The sequence below is a fragment of the Ruegeria sp. 6PALISEP08 genome (assembly GCF_001238295.1).
Taxonomy (GTDB): domain Bacteria; phylum Pseudomonadota; class Alphaproteobacteria; order Rhodobacterales; family Rhodobacteraceae; genus Ruegeria.
Genome location: NZ_LGXZ01000007.1, coordinates 197,400 through 219,983, shown reverse-complemented (window position 1 = coordinate 219,983; position 22,584 = coordinate 197,400). Strand labels below are relative to the sequence as shown.

Sequence of the window (22,584 nt, the reverse complement as noted above, 5' to 3'; positions counted from 1 at the left end):
TTAGACAAGATCCCCCCCTGACTTCGATTCCGTCATCACAAACCAACTGATTGGCATTTCCAGTGTTTTGTGAACTTTCAGACGGTACCTGAGCAGAAAGTTGTGCTCCCAAAACCGATACAACTATAGTCAGGCTAAAACACGGAACACTTCGCGTAAGTACAATCGTAGTCAGAAAAAAATGAAGTCCGTTGTCTGATCTATCAGACATCAAACACGCAAGTTATGAGCCAAGTATTTTTCATGTATCGCCTTCTTTCCGGTGTTGGACACCGTCTGGAACTTATCATGTGACAAATGCCAACATTTACGAGTAACGAGTACATTCCGAACACCCCAGCAAAACCCGTTTTGTTGCTGAGCCATATGCTACGGTTTTCTTTAAGGCCATTGGTTCATCGAAGCCGGCAGCATCGCGGCAACAAGTACATTTCACCAATGCACACTTGTGGTTCCTAACCAACATAGAGTCAAGGACGGGATCTGTTGCAAACTTATCCCCATTGACGCGCGCGAAGGAAGACTGTGAGAAGACGCCGGTATAATTCAACCAAGAGCCTGTTCAGGGTTGGATGTGCCGCAAGCTTTTAGAACGGCCAGAGGCGGCGACTTACTGGGCACAACTATCCTGCGATCTCAGCAAACATCCGAAAGCCCGAGATCGTAGCGCCAGAGAATTGCTGCTTCCGGATCTTGTTGACCGCCTCAATGCCATCCAATGTGGCTGAGGTGGTTTCGACCGACTTAAACCCACACATGTGCCGAACACGCCGCGTGATGAACCGATGATCCTGTTCGATCATGTTGTTCAGATACTTGGACCTGCTTGTCTGTATTTTGGTTGGGCACCCAAATCGCCTCAGAATTCTGTTCACGTCTCGAATACCGGCCGCGTTAGCGCCGCTTTGTCGATGACGATCTTGCTCGGGATTCCATTTGCCGCGAACACGTATGTAAGTCTCGTCCATTCTTCAGGGCTTCTGTGTCGGGCGTTTCTTCAATTGCGCTCGCGCGGCGACCATGGGTGAGAATTTTACAACCCATCAGTTGAGAGTAGCGTGGTCAACTTGGACACCGCGCTCAGCCATGATTTCTTCGAAATCGCGATGTGACACCGCGTGCCGCAGGTAGAAGTACACTGCGTACAAAACCGCATCCCTGGGGAAATGGCAGCCTTTCAATGAGATCATGTTGAAACTTGTTCGAAATCTATTCGACGGGAACAAACGTCAGATCACGCATGTTCGTCAATTGGACTTCATAGGTTGCGACACATCCTTCCGAAGCCCAAAAAACCAGCGGGAACAAAGTCCGTCAACCAAACGCCATTATCCGCTTGAAAAAACTGGTGACCTTCCTTTTGCATGCCTTGCGCATCCACCGAAAGCACCACCGGTTTCCCATGACGAGCACCGACACTTAGAGCAGTCTCCTCATCCGCGGAAAGGTGAACTTGGTTTCGACCTTTGGCTTCTAACCCATTGGAAAAAATACTGTCCAAGTTTGATCGCGCCGTCCCATGAAAGAGAAGCTGCGGGGGTTTCAATGGGATAAGACCCAGATCAATAGCAAAGGAATGACCTTGGGCTGCTCTGATGCGGGACTTGTCTGGGCTCAGTGTAAATCGCTTTTTGTCGTTGCCGGAAACAATCTCTTCTAGTTCTTCGCGTGTAAGCTGACGGTTGGCTTTCTTGAGCCTCAGTAGCAAGTCGTTCACATCAGCCCAACCATTATGATCGAGTTTCAAGCCAATCGTTTCGGGCTTATGACGCAAAAGCATGCCGAGAAATTTGCTATCTCTACTCATTAAATTCCACCGGAATTACCGGTCCCTTTTGCTCTGCCGATTACGTAGATGGCTATCCAGCAATCTTGCTATGTCGGTTTTCCCAATCGGGTTTCGGCTAAGCAAGTAGAAAGTGTAATTAGGATGCAGCACGAGGCAATAAGGGCATCTTCCAAGATGCGTGCCCAAGTTTCGCTCCCGCGGCCAAGCTCATTGATCACGCTTGTACGGATGTTCTTCCAACAGAAATCGTCAAAAAATAGGCGTCCTTCAACTTGACCAAAGCAACAGGCTTGCCTTTAATGAATTCCCAGATTTCGCAATCCGTCAGTTTCCCAGCATGTGCAAAGACTTTTGGTCGAGACGGAAACTATTTCTGCGATCTTCATCGTGGGCGCAAAAAACCAATGTCGCGGACACCGCGTTGTCCGTGTGGTGTAGCGAAAGCAAGACGTGGATTCACAAACGAAGTGCAATTTCCGTATTAAAACAGATGTTTGCATGGAGGGTGGCGAGTGGGCCGTTGCAACCCTGACGTGAGGTTGGAAGAAAGTCACAAGATTGCCAAGTGGCACGAAGCCAACATGCCGGTGTCAGAGGTCGCGGATCGGCTGGATCGTGCGCCGTCGACGATCCATCACAAGCTGAAGCGCAATCACGACGATGATAAAGAATTGCCGGAGCTTAATAGGTATTGCGCGATACCCGCGCAAAACATGTTTACGTCGGCGGGCCATTCATCGAAAGATGATCGTGAATCCGAACTTGAAGGCCGCCATCGAAGAGCGCCTGAAGGCTGGTTGCCGCCTTGTGACAGCCCAGCGCCCGACCTTGATCGCCTCGCCGGGAGCTGCCGTTCTGCTCCGGAAAATTCCTGATTCAATTCAACGAAGTGCTGGAAAATCAGACATTCTGAGGTCAGAAGCGGTCGCTGGGTGATCCAAGAGGCAGCTACGGTTTGGAGCCCTACTGCTACGGATGCTGCAATCCGCCCAGATGCCAGAAAAACGCGGAAGGGGAAATTTGTCCTTGGCTCTCGAACAATCAGTGTACCGCAACTTTCAGCCTTGCAGCCATTCCTTCCAGGCCCTTACGTTTTCAGGGAATATACGACCTGCAAGCCGGAATTAAAAAACAAAGCCACGCTAAGCTTATTACTTTGCTTTATTGAAAATATGAACTCCCGGAGTTGCTCCTGTTGGGTCCCCGGCTTCGACAACGACTTCACCGCCAACGATCACGTAGTCCCATCCAGTCGCTTCGCGGAAAGGATCCGTATAGCGAGCATTATCTCGCAGGTTTTCGAGTTTGAAGATTACCAAATCAGCATCTGCTCCCTCCTTGACCCGACCTTTCTGTTCAAAAACGGGAGCAAATTCCGCCAGACGCGCCGCCGGTAAGTAGCTGCCACGCCGGAACGCCTCCATTGTGTCAAATACTTCCAGCTCGCGAACAAACCGGGCCAGAAGACGTGTGTATGAGCCTGCGCCATTGGGTGCTGATTTGATGCTGGAATCGAAAGTGGGCATTGCGTCGGTCGCCACCATCATATCTGGCCACTGCAAGGCTTCGGTCAACCATTCTTCCTTCATGTAATGGTGGATGATGCTGCTATCCGGGCGCTCCTCGCGAATGCGGTTCCAGCTTTCCTCGGTGAACCACTCACCTGTTTCCGCCCACTGCACGTCTTCGTAAGTGATGCCGAATATTGTTTGCCAATCCCGGTCAAAGACATCTGCCTTGATGGTGGTTGAACCCGCTGTGTACGGGAAAATCTCGGCACTGATATCGGCACCTTCGGTATTGGCTTCGTCTATGGCCGTAAGCCAGTTTCCGACATTTCCCATCGCATTGGCGTTGATGTGACAGATATGGAGTTTTACTCCGAGCTCCTGCGCAAGCGGCAGCAAATCCAGCAACGGTTGAATGTCGCCGTTGATCCCGCGTCGGATATGCGCCCAGACCACCGTGTCATTTTCGGCCGCAACCTCAAAGATCATCCGCAATTCTTCGTCGCTGATTGCGGGGGACATGTAATCCAGCAAAAAACCAATCCCGAGGCCGCCATTGTCGAGACCTTGTTGCAACAGAGTGCGCATCTCTTCGATCTGTTCGGGCGTCGCGATCTGACTGAAAGCGGCGCCCGGTACGGCCTGACCAGTTTCGGTCACAATCCACGGCTGATCCTTGCCCTCGATGACCTTGATGCGAATTGCAAAATGGCCAACGGACGATCCATAATTCGCCCGTGCCTGGCCACGAATGAACTCGCCATATTCGGCAACCGGCCACGCGCCTGCTTCAAGATCCAGCGAAGTGGTAACACCATCCTTGACCTGCAGGAGTTCCCCAAACGGGAAGGGCGAATGCGTGTGAAGGTCGATGAAACCCGGCGCAACAATATGGCCGGATGCGTCGATCTCGCGTTTTCCATTCAGATCGTCATCTGAGAGTGTGACAATTTCCCCATCCGCAATTCCGATGTTGAGAACTCGGTCACTTCCGGTTGCCGGATCCAGCACACGCCCATTTTCGATCACGAGATCGTAGCCGGAGCCCTCGGTCGCACGCTCAAACAGATCCGTTTGTGCAATGGACTGAGTGCCGGTCCAGGCCACGACGCTGGCAAAAGCAAGGAGTGCTGAGTTCCAAATTCCCAAGTTCATCAATAGCCCTCTGAAATTGAACAATCATTCTCATGTATTTTTTTACACAGTACCAATATGGCTGGTAATGCCAACCTAAAGCACTGACAAGGATGTGGATGTTCGACGTTTTGACCAAGCTATCTCGGTTGCCGAAACTCAAAAGGCTCAAATGTTGATCGAGCGCGCGTTTTATTCAAAACAGGTTCTCCTGGACGCAAACGGTTGAGCAATCGAGTTCCTTGCTCGCATCTCGGAGCACAACCCCTCTACGCAAACGTATAACGTCGTTGAACGTCGTCGTTTCCACGAGGTGCAACGTCGGTCTTACGGGACTGTCCCATTGGCGCTGATGTCAGACACAGCGTTGCATGATCCAGATCAACGCCACGATCCGCCGTGATTTCTTCCAGATCCCATTATGAAACACTGTAGCGCAGATGGAAGAAAACCGCGTCTAAGATCACGTCTTTCGGAAAATGCGCGCCCTTAAATGAGATCGTCACGGTATGCTCCTGTTATGTTCCAGCACGCGTTACCTGAACTGCATTCAGTCTGGCAGGTTGGGGATGGAGTTTGCGACAGATCCTACCTGGCGTCATTGAAACAGAAGTTCGAACATGACAGGCAAGGAAGGGTTTGACGGTACTGGCGAAGTGCAGATAAATCCTCATATGGCTCATCACCCTATCTTATGGACGTTCCGCCGCTGCCCGTATGCAATGAGGGCACGCCTCGCGTTGGCGAGTTCGGGTATCAAAGTCGAATTGCGTGAGGTTCGGCTAAAGGACAAGCCACTAGCCTTTTTGCAAACATCCGCGTCCGGAACGGTGCCAGCACTTCGCCTGCCAGATCAGGTTCTTGACGAAAGCCTGGATATCATGATCTGGGCGCTGGAACAAAATGATCCACGGCGTCTTTTGGACATGCCTCAGGAAGGGTGGGACCTGATCGCGGAAAATGATGGCCCATTCAAGGTTGCATTGGATCACACAAAGTATGCCACGCGGTATCCGGATGTTGACGAAACAGTAGAACGCAGGAAAGCGGCGAGCTATTTAGTCAGCCTCGACGAACGGCTGGCCGGGCAGTCCTGGATCTTTGGAAATCACCCAACCCTTGCCGATCTGGCACTTTTGCCCTTTGTCCGCCAGTTCGCCCATATAGACAGGGAGTGGTTTGACGCACAGGAATGGCCGAATTTGATTGCATGGCTGGATCGCTTCCTGGCAAGCGGAGCCTTCATGCACATAATGAACAAGTACTCACCATGGGCGGAAGGCGACGCGCCGCTTTGGTTCAGCGGCTAGACACAACATCGCGGACCGGCCCATTCCGGTCTCATGGGCATACATTGAGACGCCGCAGTGCCGCCCGTCGAACCAGCCGTACGCCGCAAGCGTGAGATCTAAGGCTCCAAAAACTCGCATAGCCTCAGTTGAATTGTAGGTCAGGCTATCCTTCGGGACCCAAACAATCCTGTGTCTTACCGTCGGCCTTCAATTTCTGAGCGAGCAAGCTCAGCTCTTTATAGATGATTCCTGCAGCCGGGTGCCAAGCGGCTACATCTTTCTCTTGTTGCGAGACGACAAAGGTGTCGCCTCGTGATGCGGGTCCGGTAAGCGCTCCCAACGGTCCATGGGCGGCAACATTCTCACTGGTGGCTTGAAGCAGCGTAGCGGTCAGTTGCTTTGCAATGTCATCAGGCACTCCCGCAGTAGCCCAGGCCTCACGCGCGATCGCCTGCAAAACCACGGTGAAGTTATTCGAAAACACGGCGGCCGCATGATAAAGGCTTTTGCTATCGGAATTGATCTGAAATGGGATTCCACCAATCTCAGCCAGAAAGTCTTTGACAAAATCCAAGGCAGATTCTTCGCCCTCAATGCCACAAAGTGTTCCCTCGAATTGCTGGATCGCGGTTGCCGGCTCTGCGAACGTAAGTACCGGGTGCACACTGGCAAGTCGCCAGGCTAACTTCTGAAGCGGCGCCATTTTATCTGCCGGATAGAAACCGCTACAGTGAAACGCAACTGGAGGCGGTTCATTGGTATCGTGTTGACCAACAACTTTTGCGAGTTCAGTTGCTGCAATTGAAATCTGAGAATCCGGCACCGCCAAAATCCACAGGTCAGCCGGTGCCAGGTCCGCATATTTCTCCACCGCTCTCCCCGTTCCCGCAATTTGGGCGGCGTTTTCCGCTGATCTAAATCGAGAACTCACTATGCCTTGAACCGAATACTTGGATGAGTGTCGCAAAAGGCCGAGGATGGTTTGACCCACGCGACCGGCACCTACAATATTTACTCTGACTTTTGCCATTCAATGCCTCCCAACCATACGCTCTTGCTTCCTTGTGGAACATCTAAGCGACAGACCGTTTCATCGATACCAATATATCCAAGACAACTACCTTCTGGAGCGGCCCTCTGCTGACATTGAGCGCCATCGCCAGATGCTGCGGATGCAGTTCGCAAAGCAGACATTGGCAATCAAATGACGTTTTTTTTGTCTAGAGCCTTAGTGCTACGCCCACGAGAAATGCCAGAACCAGATCGAAATCTCTAAACTCGCTAACCTCGGTGCTATCCGCAACGGGAGATTGCTGGTGCAGCATCAATTCGCATATGCGAATGGCCAAGCGCGCAATCTGCAAGTATCATTTCTGCGAAAGGCCCCAAGACCAAAGCGCCTATACTTGATCGGATGTAACTACTTCTTCTTATTGGTGCTTGTAAAAGCGCGCCAGTCTTCCTGTGGTGGCGTATCCAATAGAGTTTGGGCGCGGGTGATCATGGCGACTGAGGCAGGATCTCCATTTCGTGCGTGGTCAGCAGTCTCAAATGCAGCAACTGCCTTGTCGAACCGCCCTGCCCGATAGTGTGCAAGGCCCTGTTCATAGGCCTCTATCCAAGGAGATGATCCGTCAAACCCATCCGCCATTGAGATCAGTTCGTAAACCACCAGCTCTTCGATACGTCCAAATACCTTAAGGGTATCCAGCTCGCGCACTATAATTTTGTCAGCCGCCTGGTGTCTTGTTTCTGGGCCGATCAGGATTAACGTACCATACTCCTTATTGGCCCCCTCCAACCGGCTGGCAACGTTCACCACATCGCCAATTGCGGTGTAATTCAAACGCTGCTCCGATCCGATGTTTCCGACCAAAGCCTCGCCGCTGTTCAGCCCAATTCTGACGCGTAAAGGGTTGCCGGCGTCATCCTCAATTCCGGATTTTTCCAAGGCAGCGACAAGGTCCAGTGCTGCGCGACAGGCGTTTTCTGCGTGGTTGACATCCTTGCGCGGCGCCCCCCAGAACGCCATCACAGCATCACCCATGAATTTGTCGATAGTCCCACCGTTGTGAGTTATGGCCGCTGAGGCCGCGCTGAAGAAGGGTTCCATCAGTTGGACGATTTTGGGCCCAAGTTTCTCAGATAAGCCAGTGAAACCCCTAACATCACAAAACAGCACGGAGATTTGCTTGATGTCTCCGCCAGGCTGCAGCTTGATGCCCTCAGCAACCAACATGCGCACGAGATCGGTGGGAACGTACTTTCGGAATGCGGACAGGCCAGCTGCCATGCTGGCGGTTGCCGCAGAGAGATTGGCAAGCTCAGACAATTTTGAGGGTCTGCGCGAAATGCGTTCGACGTCAAAGCGTTCAATTTTGCCAAGGTCTTCGGCGATACGCGCTAACGGATTTGCGACAACACTTCGGATCAGCCAGATCGCCAGTCCGGTTGCGACAACGACCACAACGACCAGAACATAGATCAGGTTTATCAGTGTTTCGTCGATCCCCGAAAGAAAAGCCGATTCTGGAATGACCGTGGCAACACGCCAGCCATAGAATCCCAACGGCGTCAGTGCCACTGCGTAGGGCACGCCGTCGATGACGACGCGTTTCGTCAAACTGCCGGGGGCATTCGCTCCGGACTCACCCAATAGCCTTTCCCCCGAGATCATAGCGACTTCATACAGCTCTCCTTCACCCATACGCGCCGGATTGACCTCATCAGCTTCAGCATCGGGTACCGCAATGACTTTTCCATCAGCGTTCAGAATAAATGCCGCACCAAATTCGCCGGGCGCAAGCGTGGCAAGAAAGCGTGAAAGCCGGTCTGTTTCGATCGCAACGGCGAGAACACCTTGCCGCTGTCGGTTGACGTCAATCGGACCAACAAAAGCATAGATGGTTTTGTCACTCTCCGGGAGGTCGCGCGCTTCAATCCACCCTGCGGAATTAAGGCCTATGAAATTCTCAAACCAGGCATGATCGCGAGGGTCATAAGATGTTTCGGTAAACGTCCGCTCCTCGAACTGAATGTCACCCGGAATGAAGATGTAGCGGTCCCTCCGCAGCATCCGGTCACGAATGTCCTTGTCGATTTCAATCATCTCAAGTCCACCGTCACCTAGACGGTGTGACGCGAAAAAGTTTCCATCCGGCCAGCCGAAGAACATCCACGAGATATTCGGTTGCGCCTGCAATTGTGACAAAAAGACAAACTCTCGCTTGTCGGCCTGTCGCGTCGCGACAACGTTTTGGACAAAGATCGTTCGCACGGCTGCCCAGGCGGCCTCGGCCGACTCGAGCGTCACACCAACTTCGATACGCACGGTGTTTGCAATCTGACTGTTGATTTCTGCTGCGAGCATGCGGCTGTTATCGCGCGCTGTTGCCCACCATAGAGAATGGACAATAAACGTCGACACGCCGATAGACACGGCAACCAGAATTGAGACAGCGACGCCTACGCTAATTCGCATAAAAATCCTGCTTTCAAAGACATGTGCTTCAGTATTGATTTGGGAGAACGAGAAGAGCAAAGTTTTCTTAGAGCCAGTCCCGAAATCTCACGTAACTGTTAGGTGCAAGCCAAGGACTGTGTTGAAGCGGACACCCGAACATTATCCGCAGTACCTGACCTTTGCAATTTTTTCAGACACTTCACGCAGGCGGACTTGCGGCCCAAAGCAGCTGTCCACCGATAGCACAAGATGCTGCGATTGCATTCCGCATTGCTGCCGTTCGTGCAGCGCGCAGCATTTGGCTAGAGTCGGATGACCAGACCGCGGACAAAGCCAATACTTGCGACCTGAGATTTTCACAACAACGTCATCGAGATGCCAGACATCGCCTGGACGGCCCTGCCGCAGTCGCAAGTTTCGAGCAATCTGCGGTCCGAACTTGATCACCTAACGTGGGATCGTTTCGTAAGAAGCGTCGATACCACGTTGCAGCAGCATCTCTTCAACTTCGCGGAAGCTCAAATTGAAGCGGACGCACGGCCACACCGCGTGGGCGAAGATATGAGGAGGAAATCGGTGGCGCTTGTAGCTGATCGACGATGAATTCATCGATGTCACCTACTTCCAAATATGAGCAATCGAACGACGGTTAACGTGACAACACCCCAAAACTTGTTGAATATATGCAGTCTTAAGTTGCCCAAGCCAAACCAAAAAACATCGGTGCCGGGTCTGATGGGATTGCACGGCCAGGCACCTTGAGGCACGGTGTTGTCCAACCTGGAAGGATTTTCATGACCGCTGCAAAACCTGCCAACCCCTGGTTCATATTGCTGGGCCTTGCGCTTGGTGTCAGCATCTCCAATGCCTTTGGTCGATTTGCTTACGGTCTTATTCTGCCATCTATGAAAAGTAGTCTCGGCTGGAGCCTTACTCAATCGGGTTGGCTGAATACGGCCAATTCGATTGGCTATATAATGGGTTCAATTCTAACACTTTTCCTGATCCGGCATATTTCTCCGTCGCGACTATTCGCGGGTGGTACCGTGGCCACCGCACTGTGTCTTCTGCTGACTGGATTTGATGAGAGCCTCGTATTTCAAACTGCCTGTCGTACTTTGGTGGGATTGTTCGGCGCTCTTTCCTTTGTGTCTGGCGGCGTTCTGGCGGCATCACTGTTCCAGAATTGCGCCCGAAGGAATGCACTGGCCATCGCCTTGTACTTTGGCGGCGGCGGAGGATTGGGTATCGCGCTATGCGGCGCAACCCTTCCGACCATGCTGGACGTTTTCGGCCCCAAATCCTGGGACTGGGCGTGGATCGGACTTGGGTTGGCAGCTCTCGCCATTTGCCCATTTTCAATTTGGGCTTCCAGAACGTTGAACGAAACCAAGCATGACGCCGCGCTTCCTTCTATTCCTCCGGTGCGCAAGATGCTTGGCGAACTTGGTGGGTACGCACTGTTTGGAATGGGGTATATCGTGTACGTCACTTTCATTTCTGTCTGGATGAAAGAGCAGCATTCCAGCGCCCTTTTGACCGCCGCGACGTGGATGGTCCTTGGATTCAGTATTATGGCATCTCCCTTTATCTGGCGAGGCGTACTGGCCCGCTTTGCGTCTGGAACGCCATTGGCGCTGATCCTGATCGGAGTTGCACTTGGTTCAGCTCTGCCAATCCTCGTTCCAAATGGATATGGGTTGATTATGTCGGCATTCGTGTTTGGGTTATCGGTCTTTATGCCGCCCACTGCTGTAACCAGCTTTGTCCGCCAGAACGTGGGCCAACAGGACTGGGGTGCAACCATTAGCTTTTTTACAATTGTTTTCGCCGTCTCACAGGCACTGGGACCTATTGGGGCCGGCGTCATCGGCGACATAACCGGAGAAATAGGAGACAGCCTGATCGTGGCATCTGCCGTCCTGCTTGTGGGCGCTCTTTGTGCTGCTGTGCAAAAGCCGCTCAGGTCAGGGGTGGCGTAGTCGTCGTTATCAGAACCAGGCTGAGATACCGCGTTTCATTCCCCGCAGAAGGCCCAGTGGGAAAAGCCCGGAGGAAATGGTTGGACGCCCTCGTTCTGAGTGTCGGCCTTTAATTCTTGCTTGAACAACACTTACGGCCACCGTGCCCTGAATATCATCATTGAACGTGCATAGCTGATCGCGATATTGCGCAAGCAATCGCGCCGCAAGGGCTCTGTCGCAAACTTTGGTCGGTATGCTGTACCTCTGGGTGCTTTGATCCAATTGGTGGTTGGTCTGCGACGATGTTTAGGCGTGTCCGGTGATCGATTTCAAAAGTGCGCACTACCCACAAGCGGTGATCCTGTTCGCTGTCTGTTTCTACGCTCGATACGGCGTCTCGTACCGCGACCTGGAAGAGATTTTGACGGAAGGTGGTGTATCGGTCGATCATGTGACGATGAACCGCTGGGTTGTGAAGTACTCACCCGCAGCCGCGCGCGAGGCACAGAAACGGAAAACCAACACCGCTGAATCCTGGCGTATGGATGAGACATATTTCAAGACCTGTGGGGAATGGATGTATCTGTATCGTGCCGTAGACCGCGACGGGCAAACCCTTGACTTCATGCTTTCCGAGAAGCGAGACACGAAGGCTGCAAAGAAGTTCTTTGCCAATGCTTTGTACAAAAACGGCATCCCGAAACGGATCACCCTTGACAAAAGCAGAAGCAACGCAGCCGGGATCAAAGAGGTCAACAAGACCTTCAAGCGGCTGACCATCCCTGTCAAAATCGATACCGTTTGCTCAAATTACCTCAACAACATGATCGAACAGGATCACCGTTTCATTAAAAGGCGAACCCGCCCGATATTGGGCTTCAAAAGCTTCACCTCAGCTGTAGCGACAATTGCAGGGATCGAGACTGTCTGCTCCTGTAAAATTCGAGCATGCGCTACCAGAACTACGATCGACCTGACAGTTTGGGACAAAGATTGCGACAGAAACTTTGCTCATATCAAGAACTGGAGCGAACGGATGGTCCGACTCAATCGCATGCTGCCGTTACAATCATCTCGACCTTCAACACGTCGCGCGCCAATCTGGCTTCGCCACACGCACGAGCCGGCGCATGTCCTTCCGACACCCAGGCATCCCAAACTTCATTCATCTCGGCGAAATCCGCCATGTCGGCCAGCCAGATCACGCATTGCAGTATCCGGGTTTTATCGCTTCCTGCCTTGGCAAGAAGATCCTCAACTTTAGCGAGAATGTCACGTGTCTGGTCAGCGACCGTGGCTGCATCCGAAGTTTGCCCACACAGATAAGCAGAGCCGTTGTGCTTGACGATCCGGCTCATGCGCTGGCCGGTTTCGATTCGAGTAATCGTCATGTTGGAAGTCTCCTGTTAGAGGACCTTGCGGTCAAAGCGATCGATACGGAATGGCGATAAATTGAAACGGCTATGCCCGCCGGTGACCAAATCGGCCAGGACCTGACCGACCACGGGGGCCATCTGAAAACCGTGCGCCGAAAAGCCGAATGCGTGAAAGGCACGGGCAGCATTCACAGCCGGACCAAGGACTGGCAGATTGTCCGGCATATATGCCTCAAGCCCTGCCCACATCCGGTTGATGCTGGCCTTGTGCATGATCGGAAAGAACTCTGCTGTGGTCCGGCAGGCGGCAGCAAGTTTCGAATAATCCAACCGGGTACGATTGTTGGCGCGATCTGCAAAACCTTTGGCACCGCCACCGATCAGGACCGTGCCATTCTCGAATTGCTTAAAACTGAGCTGGCGACTGACCGCACCAACAACCGGCTTGGCGAAATGCGGCATCCGGGCCGTGATCATCAGCATCGGTGCCGCGTGGCTGAGCGGCACGTTGTCTCCGATCAATAACGCGATCCGGTCCGCCCAGGCACCCGCACAATTGACGACGGTTTCGGCCTCGTAGCGGTGTTGCCGACCTTGCGCCAGCCATACATTTCCGATCCGTCTGAGCCCCAGAACCTCTTCGCTTTCAACCACTTGTGCGCCTAAGTCTTCAGCCGCTCTGCGAAAGGCCGCCGTGGCCTTATAAGGGATCGCATAACCATCCAAATCCGAGATCACGCCGCCCACACAATCGGGATTTACATGTGGCAGACGATCCATCAATTCGGACCGGTCAATAATACGCTCGTGCGTGTATCCCGCCGCGCGCATCTTGTCCTCACGCACCTGTAGCGCGCCCAGATCCGCATCATCCACAGCAATATTGATCAGGGAATGACGACGAAAACCCGTGTCGTGCCCTAAGTCGTCATCCAGAGTCTGCCACATCTCCATTGATGTTTTAGACAGCGGCACTTCGGCCATATCGCGCCCCAAAAGACGCACGCCGCCAGCGTTGACACCCGATGCATGACGCCCGGCATAGTCTTTCTCGACCACGATCACGGATACTCCCTGACGCGCCAGATGGAATGCCGTGGCGCAGCCCTGTATCCCGCCGCCGATGACCAAAACATCCGCCTTCATTCCGCAGCTTCCACCTGTACTGTGTGGTACCGACTTAATTCGTCCAGCGTCAGCAAGCGCTGAGGGCTGCGCAACCGATAGTAACCAATCGTTTCGGGGTGCTCATCGCGCCACTGCGCCAATAGTCCGGCCACCACATGGCCACATTGCCGACCCTGACATGGACCCATTCCGCACCGCGTCAGGGCCTTCAGGGTGTTCGGGTCCTGCGCACCCTGGTCGAACCCTTTTCGCAAATCGTCCAGAGACTGCTCTTCGCAACGGCAGACTAGCGTTTCCGGGTCACGCGGCAGTCGCAATGCATCGGTCGGGCGATAGAGACAATCAATGAAACGCCGAAACGATTTTATCGACGATAAAACGGACAGATCTTTAACCGCCTTTTGATCTCGCTCGGCCCGCGAAAGATGGCCAAGACGGCGCAAAATATTCAATGCAGCCAGACGACCCTCGGCACGTGCGCCATCGGCACCGACAATGCCTGCACCATCGCCGGCCACTGACACGTGCTCAATCGAACTTTGCCCGAAATCATCCGCTGAAACCTGCCAACACATCTGTTCGGAATTCCACTGGTGATCCAGATCCATCGCCCGCGTCATGTTCAGATTGGGTTGCACACCGTGGTGCAGAAATACAGTGTCGGCGGTAATTTCGTGCTGCCTGCCTGCCGCAACGAACCTGAGCCCTTCAGCCTTATTGTCACCGACCACCTTCAACCGCTCGGCGACGGAGTGGATCGCAACACCTGAAGTGCGGATCTCTCGCAGCAATGCCAGGCCTTTGCGCAATTGACCTGAGTGTCGTAGTGCCCGGAGCAGATGCGGCGCAGCATCAAGGTAGTGCTGCCGAGGCGTGGTATCGACCAATGCCGTCACCGGCACTCCTAGACGCAGGTACTGTGCCACGATCAGATAGAGCAACGGGCCTGAACCCGCGAAGATGGCACCCTCGGCCACGATTGCATCTGACTTCAGCATCACCTGCGCCGCTCCGGCGGTCATGACGCCGGGCAAAGTCCACCCGGGGATCGGCATCGGTCGTTCCATCGCTCCGGGACACAACAGCATTTCTCGGCAGCGCAATTCTTGTGTGTTGCCTTCGTGAGAAAACAGGATGCGTCCGTCATCGCCCAAATGCCATGCATCCGCGCCGGTGAAATGCGTCAGGTTGACCTGTTCGAACTCGGAAATCAGGGCCGCTCCGGCGGCATAGTCCGCGCCGAGGGCGGCGACATCCGGAACCGGGCTGTTTGCGGCCGAACGGTATATCTGCCCGCCTGCCCTTGGCGCGCGATCCAGAACAGCCACCTGAACGCCTGCCCGCGCCAGTTCTATGGCGGCGCACATACCTGCCGGACCTGCGCCGACAATCGCACAGTCAAAGGCCTGCATCGTCCGCCTCTGACTCTTCTGTAATACGCTGAGTGGTGACGTTCATACCCTCAGACACTCGCCTCAGGCAGGCCTGTTGGTTCGGAAGACCGTCGATCTCCACCATACATTCGAAACAGACGCCCATCGCGCAATACGCGCTGCGCGCATCGCCTGACAGTGCCGCTCTCCGGGTTTCGACCTGACCGTTTACCGCCATGGCGGACCACACGGTCTGACCCTCGCGCGCGGCGACTTCCCAACCATTTATGGTCAGCGTCACCTGGTCACGGTCGTCATACTGCAAGGATCTGAACATTAGAGCATCTCCGTCGAAAAGCAGGGCAAGGCGCAGGGAGGAGCACGCCTTGCCCAGGTTCAGGGTTATTCGCCGATCTGATCGAGAATCCCCTGCCCCCATTCCTGACCAACGTCCTGCAGGACCTGCGGCCAGACCTGAGCGCGCACATGGGCTGCAGTGGCGGCAAGCTCTTCGTCGGTCAGCGAAACGATCGTGGCCCCGTTGTCGGCCAGCTTTTGTTCAAACGTGCTCTGATCAGCTTCGGCAGTTTCCCAGCGCTTGACCTCGAACTCCATCGCTGCCGTTTCCAGCGCTGCGCGATCTTCGTCGCTCATGTCAGCCAACGTGCCCGAGTTGATGATCATGTACCAAACTTCAAAATGCGTATTGACTGGAACATAAGCCGTGGTCACATCGCGGAATGAGGCATAGTACCCCTCGGCACCCGATCCGACGACACCGTCAACCACACCAGTCTGCACCGCTGTAAACGCTTCCGAAAACGGGATAGGCGACGAGATATAGCCCAATGCGTCGGCGGTCAGCTGAAAGCTCTTGATGCCCGGCACGCGGACCTTGATGCCCTTGGCTGAGGTTGGATCGCCTGGGTTCACAGCGTCGGTGTTCAGTGCCACGCCGCCGAAGTATACCGGATAGGCTGCCAGCATGGTGATGTCCTGCTTGGCGTAGAGATCTTTCATCGCGCCGTGGATTGCACCGCCCGGTCCGTAGATCTTTTTTGCCTCTTCCCAGTTCGCCGCCACATAGGGAAACGCCGAGATCTGCATGCGGCGATCAACGGCCGTGGCTGCGGGCTGAACGGCCATGTCGATGGCGCCAACTGAGATGCGCTCTTGCACCGAGGTATAGTCCCCCAGCGCCGAAGCTGGGAACAGGTTCAATTCAACCGAGCCATCCGTGACGGTGTTCAGCTCTTCTGCGAAGGCGCGCAACTCGTTGTCGATTGTTGCGCCCTGAGGACGGATATGGCTGATCTTCAGCGTATCCGCGGCAGCGATACCGGCGGTTGCCACAACGGCAGCGGCCATACAGGTGGATTTCAGAAAGTTCATCATGGATAAGTCTCCTCCGTGAGTGATGAAGTGGGTGGCTTAGTAGCCAAAGAAGCGGGGCAGCCACATTGACAGGTCCGGCCAGAAGCTGGTCAGGAACACCACGGGCAGATAGCCGAGCAGGATCAGGGTCATGGCGGGGCGGATCACCTTGGTGACCGGCACCTGCCCAATGCGTGCACCCAGATACAGGATCGAGGCATAAGGGGGGGTCACACCTCCCATTGCGGTGTTGACGCCCATGATCGCGGCAAACTGGATCGGGCTGACCCCGATCGCCTGCATCAGAGGCAACAGCAGTGGCGCAATCAGGATAATGGCAGTGACGTCATTGACGACCATCCCTACCAGGAACAGCAGGATGTTGATCAGTACCAGCAGCAGTGCCTTGTTTTCGGTCACTGAAAAGATCGCCTGCACGATGGCTTGTGGAATGCTTTCCAGTACAAACATCTGAGACAGGATCATCGAGAAGAGGATCATCAGCATGATCGCCCCGACCGACGTGGCGGCCTCTCTACCCGCACCTAAGAAGGTGCGAACGTCCAGTCCTTTGTAGATCAGGAACCCGACCGGGATCGCATAGATCACCGCCACGGCGGCGGCCTCAGTCGGGGTCATGATGCCACCGTAAATGCCGCCCAGAATGATCACCGGCATCAGAAGGGCGGGCGTGGCCTTGAAACCGCGCTGGGTTGCCTCGGACATGAAGGCCGCGCCTTTGAGGGGTTCGTTCAGTTTCAAGGGGAACCTGCGGGCCATACGGATGTTGACCGCAGAAAAGCTGGCCATGATCAGCAGGCCGGGCCCAAGCGTCGCCAGAAAACAGGCCAGGATCGACGTATCTGTCACCCAGCCATAGACAATCATGGTGACCGAGGGTGGGATCAGCAGACCCAGAAGCGAAGCATTTGCGATCAGCGCCGTTGCGTATTCGCGAGGATAACCTTGCTTCTCCATCTCTGGGATCAGCAACGGACCAATCGCTGCGACACCGGTCAGGCCCGAGCCCGAGATCGCTCCGATAAGCGCGCAGGACACGGTGGCGACAACGCCCAGCCCGCCTCTAAGGTGGCCGATGAAGATATTGACAAAATTCAAAAGACTTGCCGCTATGCCGGATACGGACATGATCGTTCCGGCCAGAACAAACAGCGGAATGGCCAGCAGCACAGGGTTTCCAAGCTGCTGGAACCCCCACAGCATGTTGCCCTTCATGACCACGTTACCGGCGAAATACATCACCATCAGACCGGCACCGAAACAATAAGGCAGCGGAACGCCCAAAGTCAGCAGAATGACCAAAACCAGTACGGCAAAAAGCGCGATCTCGATCATTTCAGACCTCCTTCAACGGCGGGTTCAGGAATGGGGGAAAACAAGGCGCGCAGATGCATCAGCAGATGCCTGGCCGTGAAGATCATCATCAGGACCAACCCGGCAAACAAAGCGACATCTACATAGAAAGTCGGCAGATACAGCGTCGGGCTTTCGCGCCAGACACGCATTGAGTATTTGGTGAAATCCCATGCCCAGGTTGTCAGCCAGATACCAACGATCAAGCTGATGACCTCACCTATGACCGCAAGAACCTGATGCTGACGTTCGGTAGACAGAAAGATTTCCAGCACATTGGCGCGAATATGTGTGTTTTCACGCGAAGCGTTGACCGCCCCCAACATGTATAGCCACAGGGTGGGATAAAGCAGGCTCTCCTCCAGCCCCATAACCGGAATTTCCAGCACATAGCGCGTGATCACTTGCACGAATTGCCCAAGAGCAACCAGGCAGATCAGCACTGTCAGCAGGACACTTGCAAAGCGCGTCATTTTCCCCTCCCACATGACGAATGCAGGCGGTGCATTCGTGGTGAGGAAGATCACGAGCTCGGGGCATTAAGTCAAAACGATTAAATTGATTGTTGAATAAAGTTTCTTTATGACTTGTTGAAAAATTGAGGATTAACAACAGCGCATGAATCTCAGTTTTCGCCAATTGCAGGCTTTTCGCGAAGTCATGCGGACAGGTTCCGTGTCTGAAGCCGCCCGAATCCTCGGACGGACCCAACCTGCCGTCAGCGCGCTGATTGCCAATCTCGAGGCCGAGTTGGACATCGCCCTGTTCCGCCGGCAACGCGGTAAAATGGCCCCTACCCCCGAAGCCCAGTACTTCATCACCGAGGCTGAAGCCGTTCTGGATCGGCTGTCGCTTTCAACCCGGACAATGCGCGAAATTGGGGCCCTGACAAAGGGGCGTCTGAACATAGCCTGCATGCCGGCGGCCAGCAGTCTTTTGATGCCACAGCTTCTGAGCGAATTCCTGTTGGACAAACCAGATGTACGCGCTTCTTTGATGATGCGTGCGTCACCAGTGATCGAGGAATGGGTTGCCTCTCAGCAATATGACATCGGATTAGGCGAAACCCCGAAACCCACAGCAGCGATTGATACCGTCGATTTCGACATGAGATGCGTGTGCGCGATCCCAAAGGGCGATCCACTGGCCGAGTTGAACGCAGTCGAAGCTGGTCATCTGTCGGGCCAACCAATGGCCGGGCTGCAAGAAGGACATCCTAACCTGGTCGCGACCCAGAGGGCATTCGAGAGTCAAAAAGCTCGTTTCGAACAACGGTTCGAACTTAGGACTTTCAACCCAGCATTGACCCTTGTGGAAAAAGGGCTTTGCTACTGTATCTGCGACCCGATTACTGCTGCTGGATACGTCAACATGCAGCCCGAGCCCAGGCCCGTCGTCTTCCGGGCGTTTCGTCCCCATGTCGTTCTAAACGTTTCAATCATGCAACCCGCGCATCGCCCCCCGTCGGCCCTGGCAAGTGAATTTGTCCAGCAGTTGGGGGCCGCTCTGGAGCGTATCAACAGACAGTTCTGAAAGGTGGTTCTGTTGCACTCTTTTGAGAACGATGACGTGTTTAGGCGAACGCAGTGGAGTTATGAGGCCAGTTCTGCGAATTGCTGAAACAACTCAACAGGCTCAAATCTTTGCAACAGAACCCCACGTCGGAACCTGCGGGCCCTTCAATCCAGACAAAATGTTTGCGACAAATCCAAGTGAATTGTATTTAATGGTCATTTTTTTGGTTTTTTGCACACTTGTTCAGATATAGTCCTACGGTGATTTTTTTGCCCAATTCCGCGCATCCGCCCCACAAGCCAAATGCGCTCGAACATGCTAGGCAAAATATGCCCGCCCTGCCCTGCTGGCATTCTCCGCTCAAAGAAGAACCGCGAGCCGCGTTGTGGGCCTGAAGAAGGTAAGACGCAGCGCATAGCACCTTCTCGAATGACATGTTTGGGTCTCGCAAGAGTACTCTTCAAAGAAAAATCCGCGCAGATGTCTGAACACTTCGCAATTCACTGATGCGGACCCACGCCATCGGGGCCTTCGAGAATTGGCCTGTGAACACGCGATAGTTTTCATGCTCTCTGTTCAAATGCGGAGCATCTCAAAAGGACCACGCGGCCTCAATGAACCGCGTCAGAGATGGCTTCAACAGACGGCATCTTTATTAACCACGCTGTGCGGAGTGAGAATGTGAATTTCAACGTCGGGAATAGAAACGGGCGCGGATGTGCTACCCGCGCCCGTTCAAATATCCTGTCAAAAAAACCTTACCCGTGGGTAAGATCATCTTCCTCGGGCAGAGCGTCAATAAACGCTGCAATCGCCTCTTCCAACGTGTTCCGATCAACCCGGGTAAAGTCGAGATCGTACCTCAGATCAAGCCGCCCGCTTGAAGCCGAGCATTTTGCGATCCCTGCCCTTCCGGACACCTGAAACGTTGTCTTTGCCCGGCGTGGCTTGCTGCCAGAATCTGAAGCGGTTTTTTTCGGAGCCCTGCTCTCTTGCTCGTTCAGAAAAGATCTGAGGATCTCAACTTCCCGGGCACCATCTCGATCCGGCTCACTCATCAGAGTATCGCTTACCCGCCGCACTAGCCCAGGCGTCGCGTCGAACTTACGCTTTAATTCCACACCAACGTTACGCGGAATGCCATTGGGATGCATCAGTACCTTGTCCAGCATCATCAGCAAACTGGCAAAAGACCGAATATAGCTGCGCTTGGTGTAACTGGCTGACTTGAACAACGTTGAAACCGCCTTGTCCACATCCGGGCAATCATTTGCCGGATCGTCAGCATAAGCCCGGGCCAGAGCACCCATTTCCGCGAAAGAGATATCCTTACGGATCAGGTTTTCATCCACCATGCGACGATAGCTGTTGTCGAGATCACTGGCCTCGGAAATACCTGCCGGGATTCTGGCGTATGCCTCTTCTCCGGTTTCTTCATACAACGCCTGATAAGCCGACAAACGGCGCATACCTTGAATCAGTTCAAACCGGCCGTCCGCCCGACGCTCAAGCCGGATTGGGTTGGACAACCCGATTTCCCGAATGGAGGCCTTGAGCTCATCCAATTCAGGATCTGGTCCTGGCTTGCGATCTCGCGTCAGTTTTTCGGACAGAACATCTGCTAAAACCACGTGTTCCGTCACCAAACCCTCGTTCCGCAATCTAACCAGCTCATGCGCAAGGCGGTCGTTTTCTGCGCGAATGGTTTGCTCAGTCGATTGTTGATCCCGGAGCGCGTCGGCGTTTTCAGAAATTGCGGCCGCCATAGGGCCACGCCGTTTCTCAAGGACCTTGTCCGGAACTTTGCCGACAGGAATGTCGTCCATTGCCGGTATGTCGATATCGAACATTCTGCGCTTGCGGCTCATGCGTCATCCTCCAGCTTGTCCCAGGCCGACAGCATGACGTCCCGGAATTCCTCATATACATTGTCAAAAGTCGAACGGGCGCGACGCCAGGTTTCCCGCGTCATTTCACGATAATCCATTTCGTAAACTGAACTGAGGAAGCGTCCGGACTGTTCAACTGCGCGGGTCATCTCAACCGGATGTTCTGCGACGTGCGCGCCGAAGACTTTCTTGAACGCCTCAAACATCGCGAAGTGCAGGGCGTTGCCGGGCTCGTAGCGCGTCAGCAAGAACCTCAACTCGCAAAATGTCTTTGGCAGCCCGATCTTACCCGTGGGTAAGGTTTTATCGAAACCGTAAGCAAGATCCTCCAACGCTTCGGCCAGCTGACCAATAAAGGACGTGGTGGAATCGTATTCCCAATATCCGGGGCCTGACGGGACATAAAGCATGTCGGCGGCAAACACCGCATTCATGGACTGATACCCAATGGCCGGAGGACAATCGAAAATGATCAGATCATAAGCATCATCCGGAATTTGATCCAGATACCGGGACACGGCCGCAAAAAACGACCACTCGGGGTTAAGGTGTCGATACTGCGCCGAGGCAAATTCGACGAAGGCTGCGTTGGCACAAGACGGAATGGCATCAATGGTCGACCACGACGTCTTTTTGATGAAGTCGCCAATTCGAAGATCACCCAGACCCATATCCGTAATTGCAGGCGGCAATTCCCGGTGGGGCAGGGCGGTTCCTGATTGGGCGGCTACGGACCGATTGTTCATACGTTCCGTTTCGCGGATAAGATCGCGCGCCATAATCCCCCAGACCGTGTAATCCTCGGTTACGTCTGTCAAACCCATCGAATGGCTCAGCGTCGCCTGAGGGTCAAAATCCACCACCAGGACGCGATACCCATCCAGAGCAGAAGCGTGCGCAAGATGCAGCGCCACGGTCGATTTGCCGGCCCCACCTTTGAAATTGGCGACAGCGGCCCGAATAGCGCGCTTGCCCTCGGGGCGCGGGGGCATCAGGGACTTTCGATTCACCTTGAGGCGTCGACGCAGCTCGTTCACCTCTTCCAGGCTGAACCACCGCTGACGTCCGTCGGGCTCCACCTCTCCGCCCGGCAAGGACGGATCTGCCGCCAGCTTGCCGCGAAAGGTCGACTGGTTGACCCGGAAGATCAGCTCGGACACCTCCCAGCTGGAAAATCGGCGGAGGGTCTTCTCCATCTCAGGGCTAAAGGTCTGCTGGCGAATCCAACCCTGCAGCTTGAGGGATTGGTTGCGCAATGCATTCAGGTCTTCGTGCGTGTACATGCCTCAGGTCTCATTGTTTGGAACGTTAAATTCAGTTCGTTTCTTATTTACGACCGATTTGCACTTTACGCAAAAGAAAATATGATGAAACTGTAATCTTACCCACGGGTAAGAAAACAAGG

At 54.1% G+C, this 22,584-nt stretch carries 17 protein-coding genes and 3 pseudogenes; 5 read left to right on the top strand and 15 right to left on the bottom strand.

Features of this window, described 5'->3' with window-relative positions; translation table 11 throughout:
* Positions 1 to 623 precede the first annotated feature (623 nt).
* Together ALB80_RS21865 and ALB80_RS12630 are read right to left on the bottom strand one after the other, a co-directional pair.
* Positions 624 to 1,190: pseudogene (locus ALB80_RS21865) on the bottom strand (transposase).
* 68 nt (positions 1,191 to 1,258) lie between these two features.
* Positions 1,259 to 1,807, bottom strand: coding sequence for an RNA 2'-phosphotransferase (locus ALB80_RS12630; RefSeq protein ID WP_050604430.1), 549 nt, complete (start codon positions 1,805 to 1,807; stop codon positions 1,259 to 1,261).
* A gap of 521 nt (positions 1,808 to 2,328) precedes the next feature.
* On the opposite strand from ALB80_RS12630, the gene ALB80_RS21860 reads away from it, so the two are divergent.
* A complete protein-coding gene (locus ALB80_RS21860) occupies positions 2,329 to 2,664 on the top strand; it encodes a helix-turn-helix domain-containing protein (protein WP_083445295.1) in 336 nt (111 codons plus the stop codon).
* A 276-nt stretch (positions 2,665 to 2,940) separates the two neighbouring features.
* Here ALB80_RS21860 and ALB80_RS12620 read toward each other — a convergent pair whose 3' ends face one another.
* On the bottom strand, positions 2,941 to 4,452 hold the full coding sequence (locus ALB80_RS12620; protein WP_050604428.1) for an amidohydrolase family protein: 1,512 nt from the start codon (positions 4,450 to 4,452) through the stop codon (positions 2,941 to 2,943).
* Between the two features lie 401 nt (positions 4,453 to 4,853).
* Positions 4,854 to 4,937 (bottom strand): annotated as a pseudogene (locus ALB80_RS22195) (IS6 family transposase); the annotation flags it as partial.
* Between the two features lie 168 nt (positions 4,938 to 5,105).
* Between ALB80_RS22195 and ALB80_RS12615 the strand changes: the two are divergent.
* Positions 5,106 to 5,741 carry a glutathione S-transferase gene (locus ALB80_RS12615; RefSeq protein ID WP_050604498.1) on the top strand — a complete coding sequence of 212 codons (636 nt, stop codon included), beginning with the start codon at positions 5,106 to 5,108 and terminating at the stop codon, positions 5,739 to 5,741.
* Between the two features lie 145 nt (positions 5,742 to 5,886).
* On the opposite strand, the gene ALB80_RS12610 is transcribed toward ALB80_RS12615, so the two are convergent.
* Positions 5,887 to 6,753: a Rossmann-like and DUF2520 domain-containing protein gene (locus ALB80_RS12610; RefSeq protein WP_083445294.1), complete on the bottom strand. Its 867-nt coding sequence runs from the start codon at positions 6,751 to 6,753 to the stop codon at positions 5,887 to 5,889.
* A gap of 390 nt (positions 6,754 to 7,143) precedes the next feature.
* Positions 7,144 to 9,204 (bottom strand): adenylate/guanylate cyclase domain-containing protein, encoded by a 2,061-nt coding sequence (locus ALB80_RS12605; protein WP_050604426.1) that lies wholly within the window; start codon positions 9,202 to 9,204, stop codon positions 7,144 to 7,146.
* A gap of 776 nt (positions 9,205 to 9,980) precedes the next feature.
* Here ALB80_RS12605 and ALB80_RS12595 point away from each other — a divergent pair.
* Together ALB80_RS12595 and ALB80_RS22675 are read left to right on the top strand one after the other, a co-directional pair.
* Entirely contained in the window at positions 9,981 to 11,168 is a 1,188-nt protein-coding gene (locus ALB80_RS12595) for a YbfB/YjiJ family MFS transporter (RefSeq protein ID WP_050604424.1), read from the top strand.
* 301 nt (positions 11,169 to 11,469) lie between these two features.
* Positions 11,470 to 12,075 (top strand): annotated as a pseudogene (locus ALB80_RS22675) (IS6 family transposase); the annotation flags it as partial.
* Positions 12,076 to 12,196: 121 nt separating this feature from the next.
* On the opposite strand, the gene ALB80_RS12585 reads toward ALB80_RS22675, so the two are convergent.
* The 7 genes from ALB80_RS12585 to ALB80_RS12555 all read right to left on the bottom strand — a co-directional run bounded on the left by ALB80_RS12585 (position 12,197) and on the right by ALB80_RS12555 (position 18,248).
* Positions 12,197 to 12,541 (bottom strand): RidA family protein, encoded by a 345-nt coding sequence (locus ALB80_RS12585; protein WP_050604422.1) that lies wholly within the window; start codon positions 12,539 to 12,541, stop codon positions 12,197 to 12,199.
* A gap of 15 nt (positions 12,542 to 12,556) precedes the next feature.
* Positions 12,557 to 13,672, bottom strand: a complete 1,116-nt coding sequence (locus ALB80_RS12580) for an FAD-binding oxidoreductase (RefSeq protein ID WP_050604421.1) — start codon at positions 13,670 to 13,672, stop codon at positions 12,557 to 12,559.
* Entirely contained in the window at positions 13,669 to 15,066 is a 1,398-nt protein-coding gene (locus ALB80_RS12575; RefSeq protein WP_050604420.1) for an FAD/NAD(P)-binding oxidoreductase, read from the bottom strand. The genes ALB80_RS12580 and ALB80_RS12575 overlap by 4 nt, the downstream gene beginning before the upstream one ends.
* Positions 15,053 to 15,364, bottom strand: a complete 312-nt coding sequence (locus ALB80_RS12570; RefSeq protein ID WP_050604419.1) for a (2Fe-2S)-binding protein — start codon at positions 15,362 to 15,364, stop codon at positions 15,053 to 15,055. Before ALB80_RS12570 ends, ALB80_RS12575 begins: the two co-directional genes overlap by 14 nt.
* 65 nt (positions 15,365 to 15,429) lie before the next feature.
* Entirely contained in the window at positions 15,430 to 16,422 is a 993-nt protein-coding gene (dctP, locus tag ALB80_RS12565) for a TRAP transporter substrate-binding protein DctP (protein ID WP_050604418.1), read from the bottom strand.
* 36 nt (positions 16,423 to 16,458) lie between these two features.
* Positions 16,459 to 17,757 (bottom strand): TRAP transporter large permease, encoded by a 1,299-nt coding sequence (locus ALB80_RS12560; protein WP_050604417.1) that lies wholly within the window; start codon positions 17,755 to 17,757, stop codon positions 16,459 to 16,461.
* Entirely contained in the window at positions 17,754 to 18,248 is a 495-nt protein-coding gene (locus ALB80_RS12555; protein ID WP_050604416.1) for a TRAP transporter small permease, read from the bottom strand. The genes ALB80_RS12560 and ALB80_RS12555 overlap by 4 nt, the downstream gene beginning before the upstream one ends.
* A gap of 145 nt (positions 18,249 to 18,393) precedes the next feature.
* On the opposite strand from ALB80_RS12555, the gene ALB80_RS12550 reads away from it, so the two are divergent.
* Entirely contained in the window at positions 18,394 to 19,308 is a 915-nt protein-coding gene (locus tag ALB80_RS12550; RefSeq protein ID WP_050604415.1) for a LysR family transcriptional regulator, read from the top strand.
* A gap of 740 nt (positions 19,309 to 20,048) precedes the next feature.
* On the opposite strand, the gene ALB80_RS12545 is transcribed toward ALB80_RS12550, so the two are convergent.
* The gene (locus ALB80_RS12545; protein ID WP_050604414.1) at positions 20,049 to 21,158 is read right to left on the bottom strand and encodes a ParB N-terminal domain-containing protein; all 1,110 of its coding nucleotides are present in this window, start codon (positions 21,156 to 21,158) and stop codon (positions 20,049 to 20,051) included.
* Positions 21,155 to 22,462, bottom strand: coding sequence for an AAA family ATPase (locus tag ALB80_RS12540; protein WP_050604413.1), 1,308 nt, complete (start codon positions 22,460 to 22,462; stop codon positions 21,155 to 21,157). Before ALB80_RS12540 ends, ALB80_RS12545 begins: the two co-directional genes overlap by 4 nt.
* Between the last annotated feature and the right edge of the window lie 122 nt (positions 22,463 to 22,584).

Excerpts from the sequence above, each read along its gene's own strand:
- ALB80_RS12630 (WP_050604430.1), bottom strand. The coding sequence starts at position 1,807 with ATGAGTAGAGATAGCAAATTTCTCGGCATGCTTTTGCGTCATAAGCCC.
- ALB80_RS12585 (WP_050604422.1), bottom strand. The coding sequence starts at position 12,541 with ATGACGATTACTCGAATCGAAACCGGCCAGCGCATGAGCCGGATCGTC.
- ALB80_RS12605 (WP_050604426.1), bottom strand. The coding sequence starts at position 9,204 with ATGCGAATTAGCGTAGGCGTCGCTGTCTCAATTCTGGTTGCCGTGTCT.
- ALB80_RS12580 (WP_050604421.1), bottom strand. The coding sequence starts at position 13,672 with ATGAAGGCGGATGTTTTGGTCATCGGCGGCGGGATACAGGGCTGCGCC.
- ALB80_RS12540 (WP_050604413.1), bottom strand. The coding sequence starts at position 22,462 with ATGTACACGCACGAAGACCTGAATGCATTGCGCAACCAATCCCTCAAG.
- ALB80_RS12575 (WP_050604420.1), bottom strand. The coding sequence starts at position 15,066 with ATGCAGGCCTTTGACTGTGCGATTGTCGGCGCAGGTCCGGCAGGTATG.
- ALB80_RS12620 (WP_050604428.1), bottom strand. The coding sequence starts at position 4,452 with ATGAACTTGGGAATTTGGAACTCAGCACTCCTTGCTTTTGCCAGCGTC.
- dctP (WP_050604418.1), bottom strand. The coding sequence starts at position 16,422 with ATGATGAACTTTCTGAAATCCACCTGTATGGCCGCTGCCGTTGTGGCA.
- ALB80_RS12595 (WP_050604424.1), top strand. The coding sequence starts at position 9,981 with ATGACCGCTGCAAAACCTGCCAACCCCTGGTTCATATTGCTGGGCCTT.
- ALB80_RS12555 (WP_050604416.1), bottom strand. The coding sequence starts at position 18,248 with ATGACGCGCTTTGCAAGTGTCCTGCTGACAGTGCTGATCTGCCTGGTT.
- ALB80_RS12615 (WP_050604498.1), top strand. The coding sequence starts at position 5,106 with ATGGCTCATCACCCTATCTTATGGACGTTCCGCCGCTGCCCGTATGCA.
- ALB80_RS12570 (WP_050604419.1), bottom strand. The coding sequence starts at position 15,364 with ATGTTCAGATCCTTGCAGTATGACGACCGTGACCAGGTGACGCTGACC.
- ALB80_RS12610 (WP_083445294.1), bottom strand. The coding sequence starts at position 6,753 with ATGGCAAAAGTCAGAGTAAATATTGTAGGTGCCGGTCGCGTGGGTCAA.
- ALB80_RS12560 (WP_050604417.1), bottom strand. The coding sequence starts at position 17,757 with ATGATCGAGATCGCGCTTTTTGCCGTACTGGTTTTGGTCATTCTGCTG.
- ALB80_RS12545 (WP_050604414.1), bottom strand. The coding sequence starts at position 21,158 with ATGAGCCGCAAGCGCAGAATGTTCGATATCGACATACCGGCAATGGAC.
- ALB80_RS12550 (WP_050604415.1), top strand. The coding sequence starts at position 18,394 with ATGAATCTCAGTTTTCGCCAATTGCAGGCTTTTCGCGAAGTCATGCGG.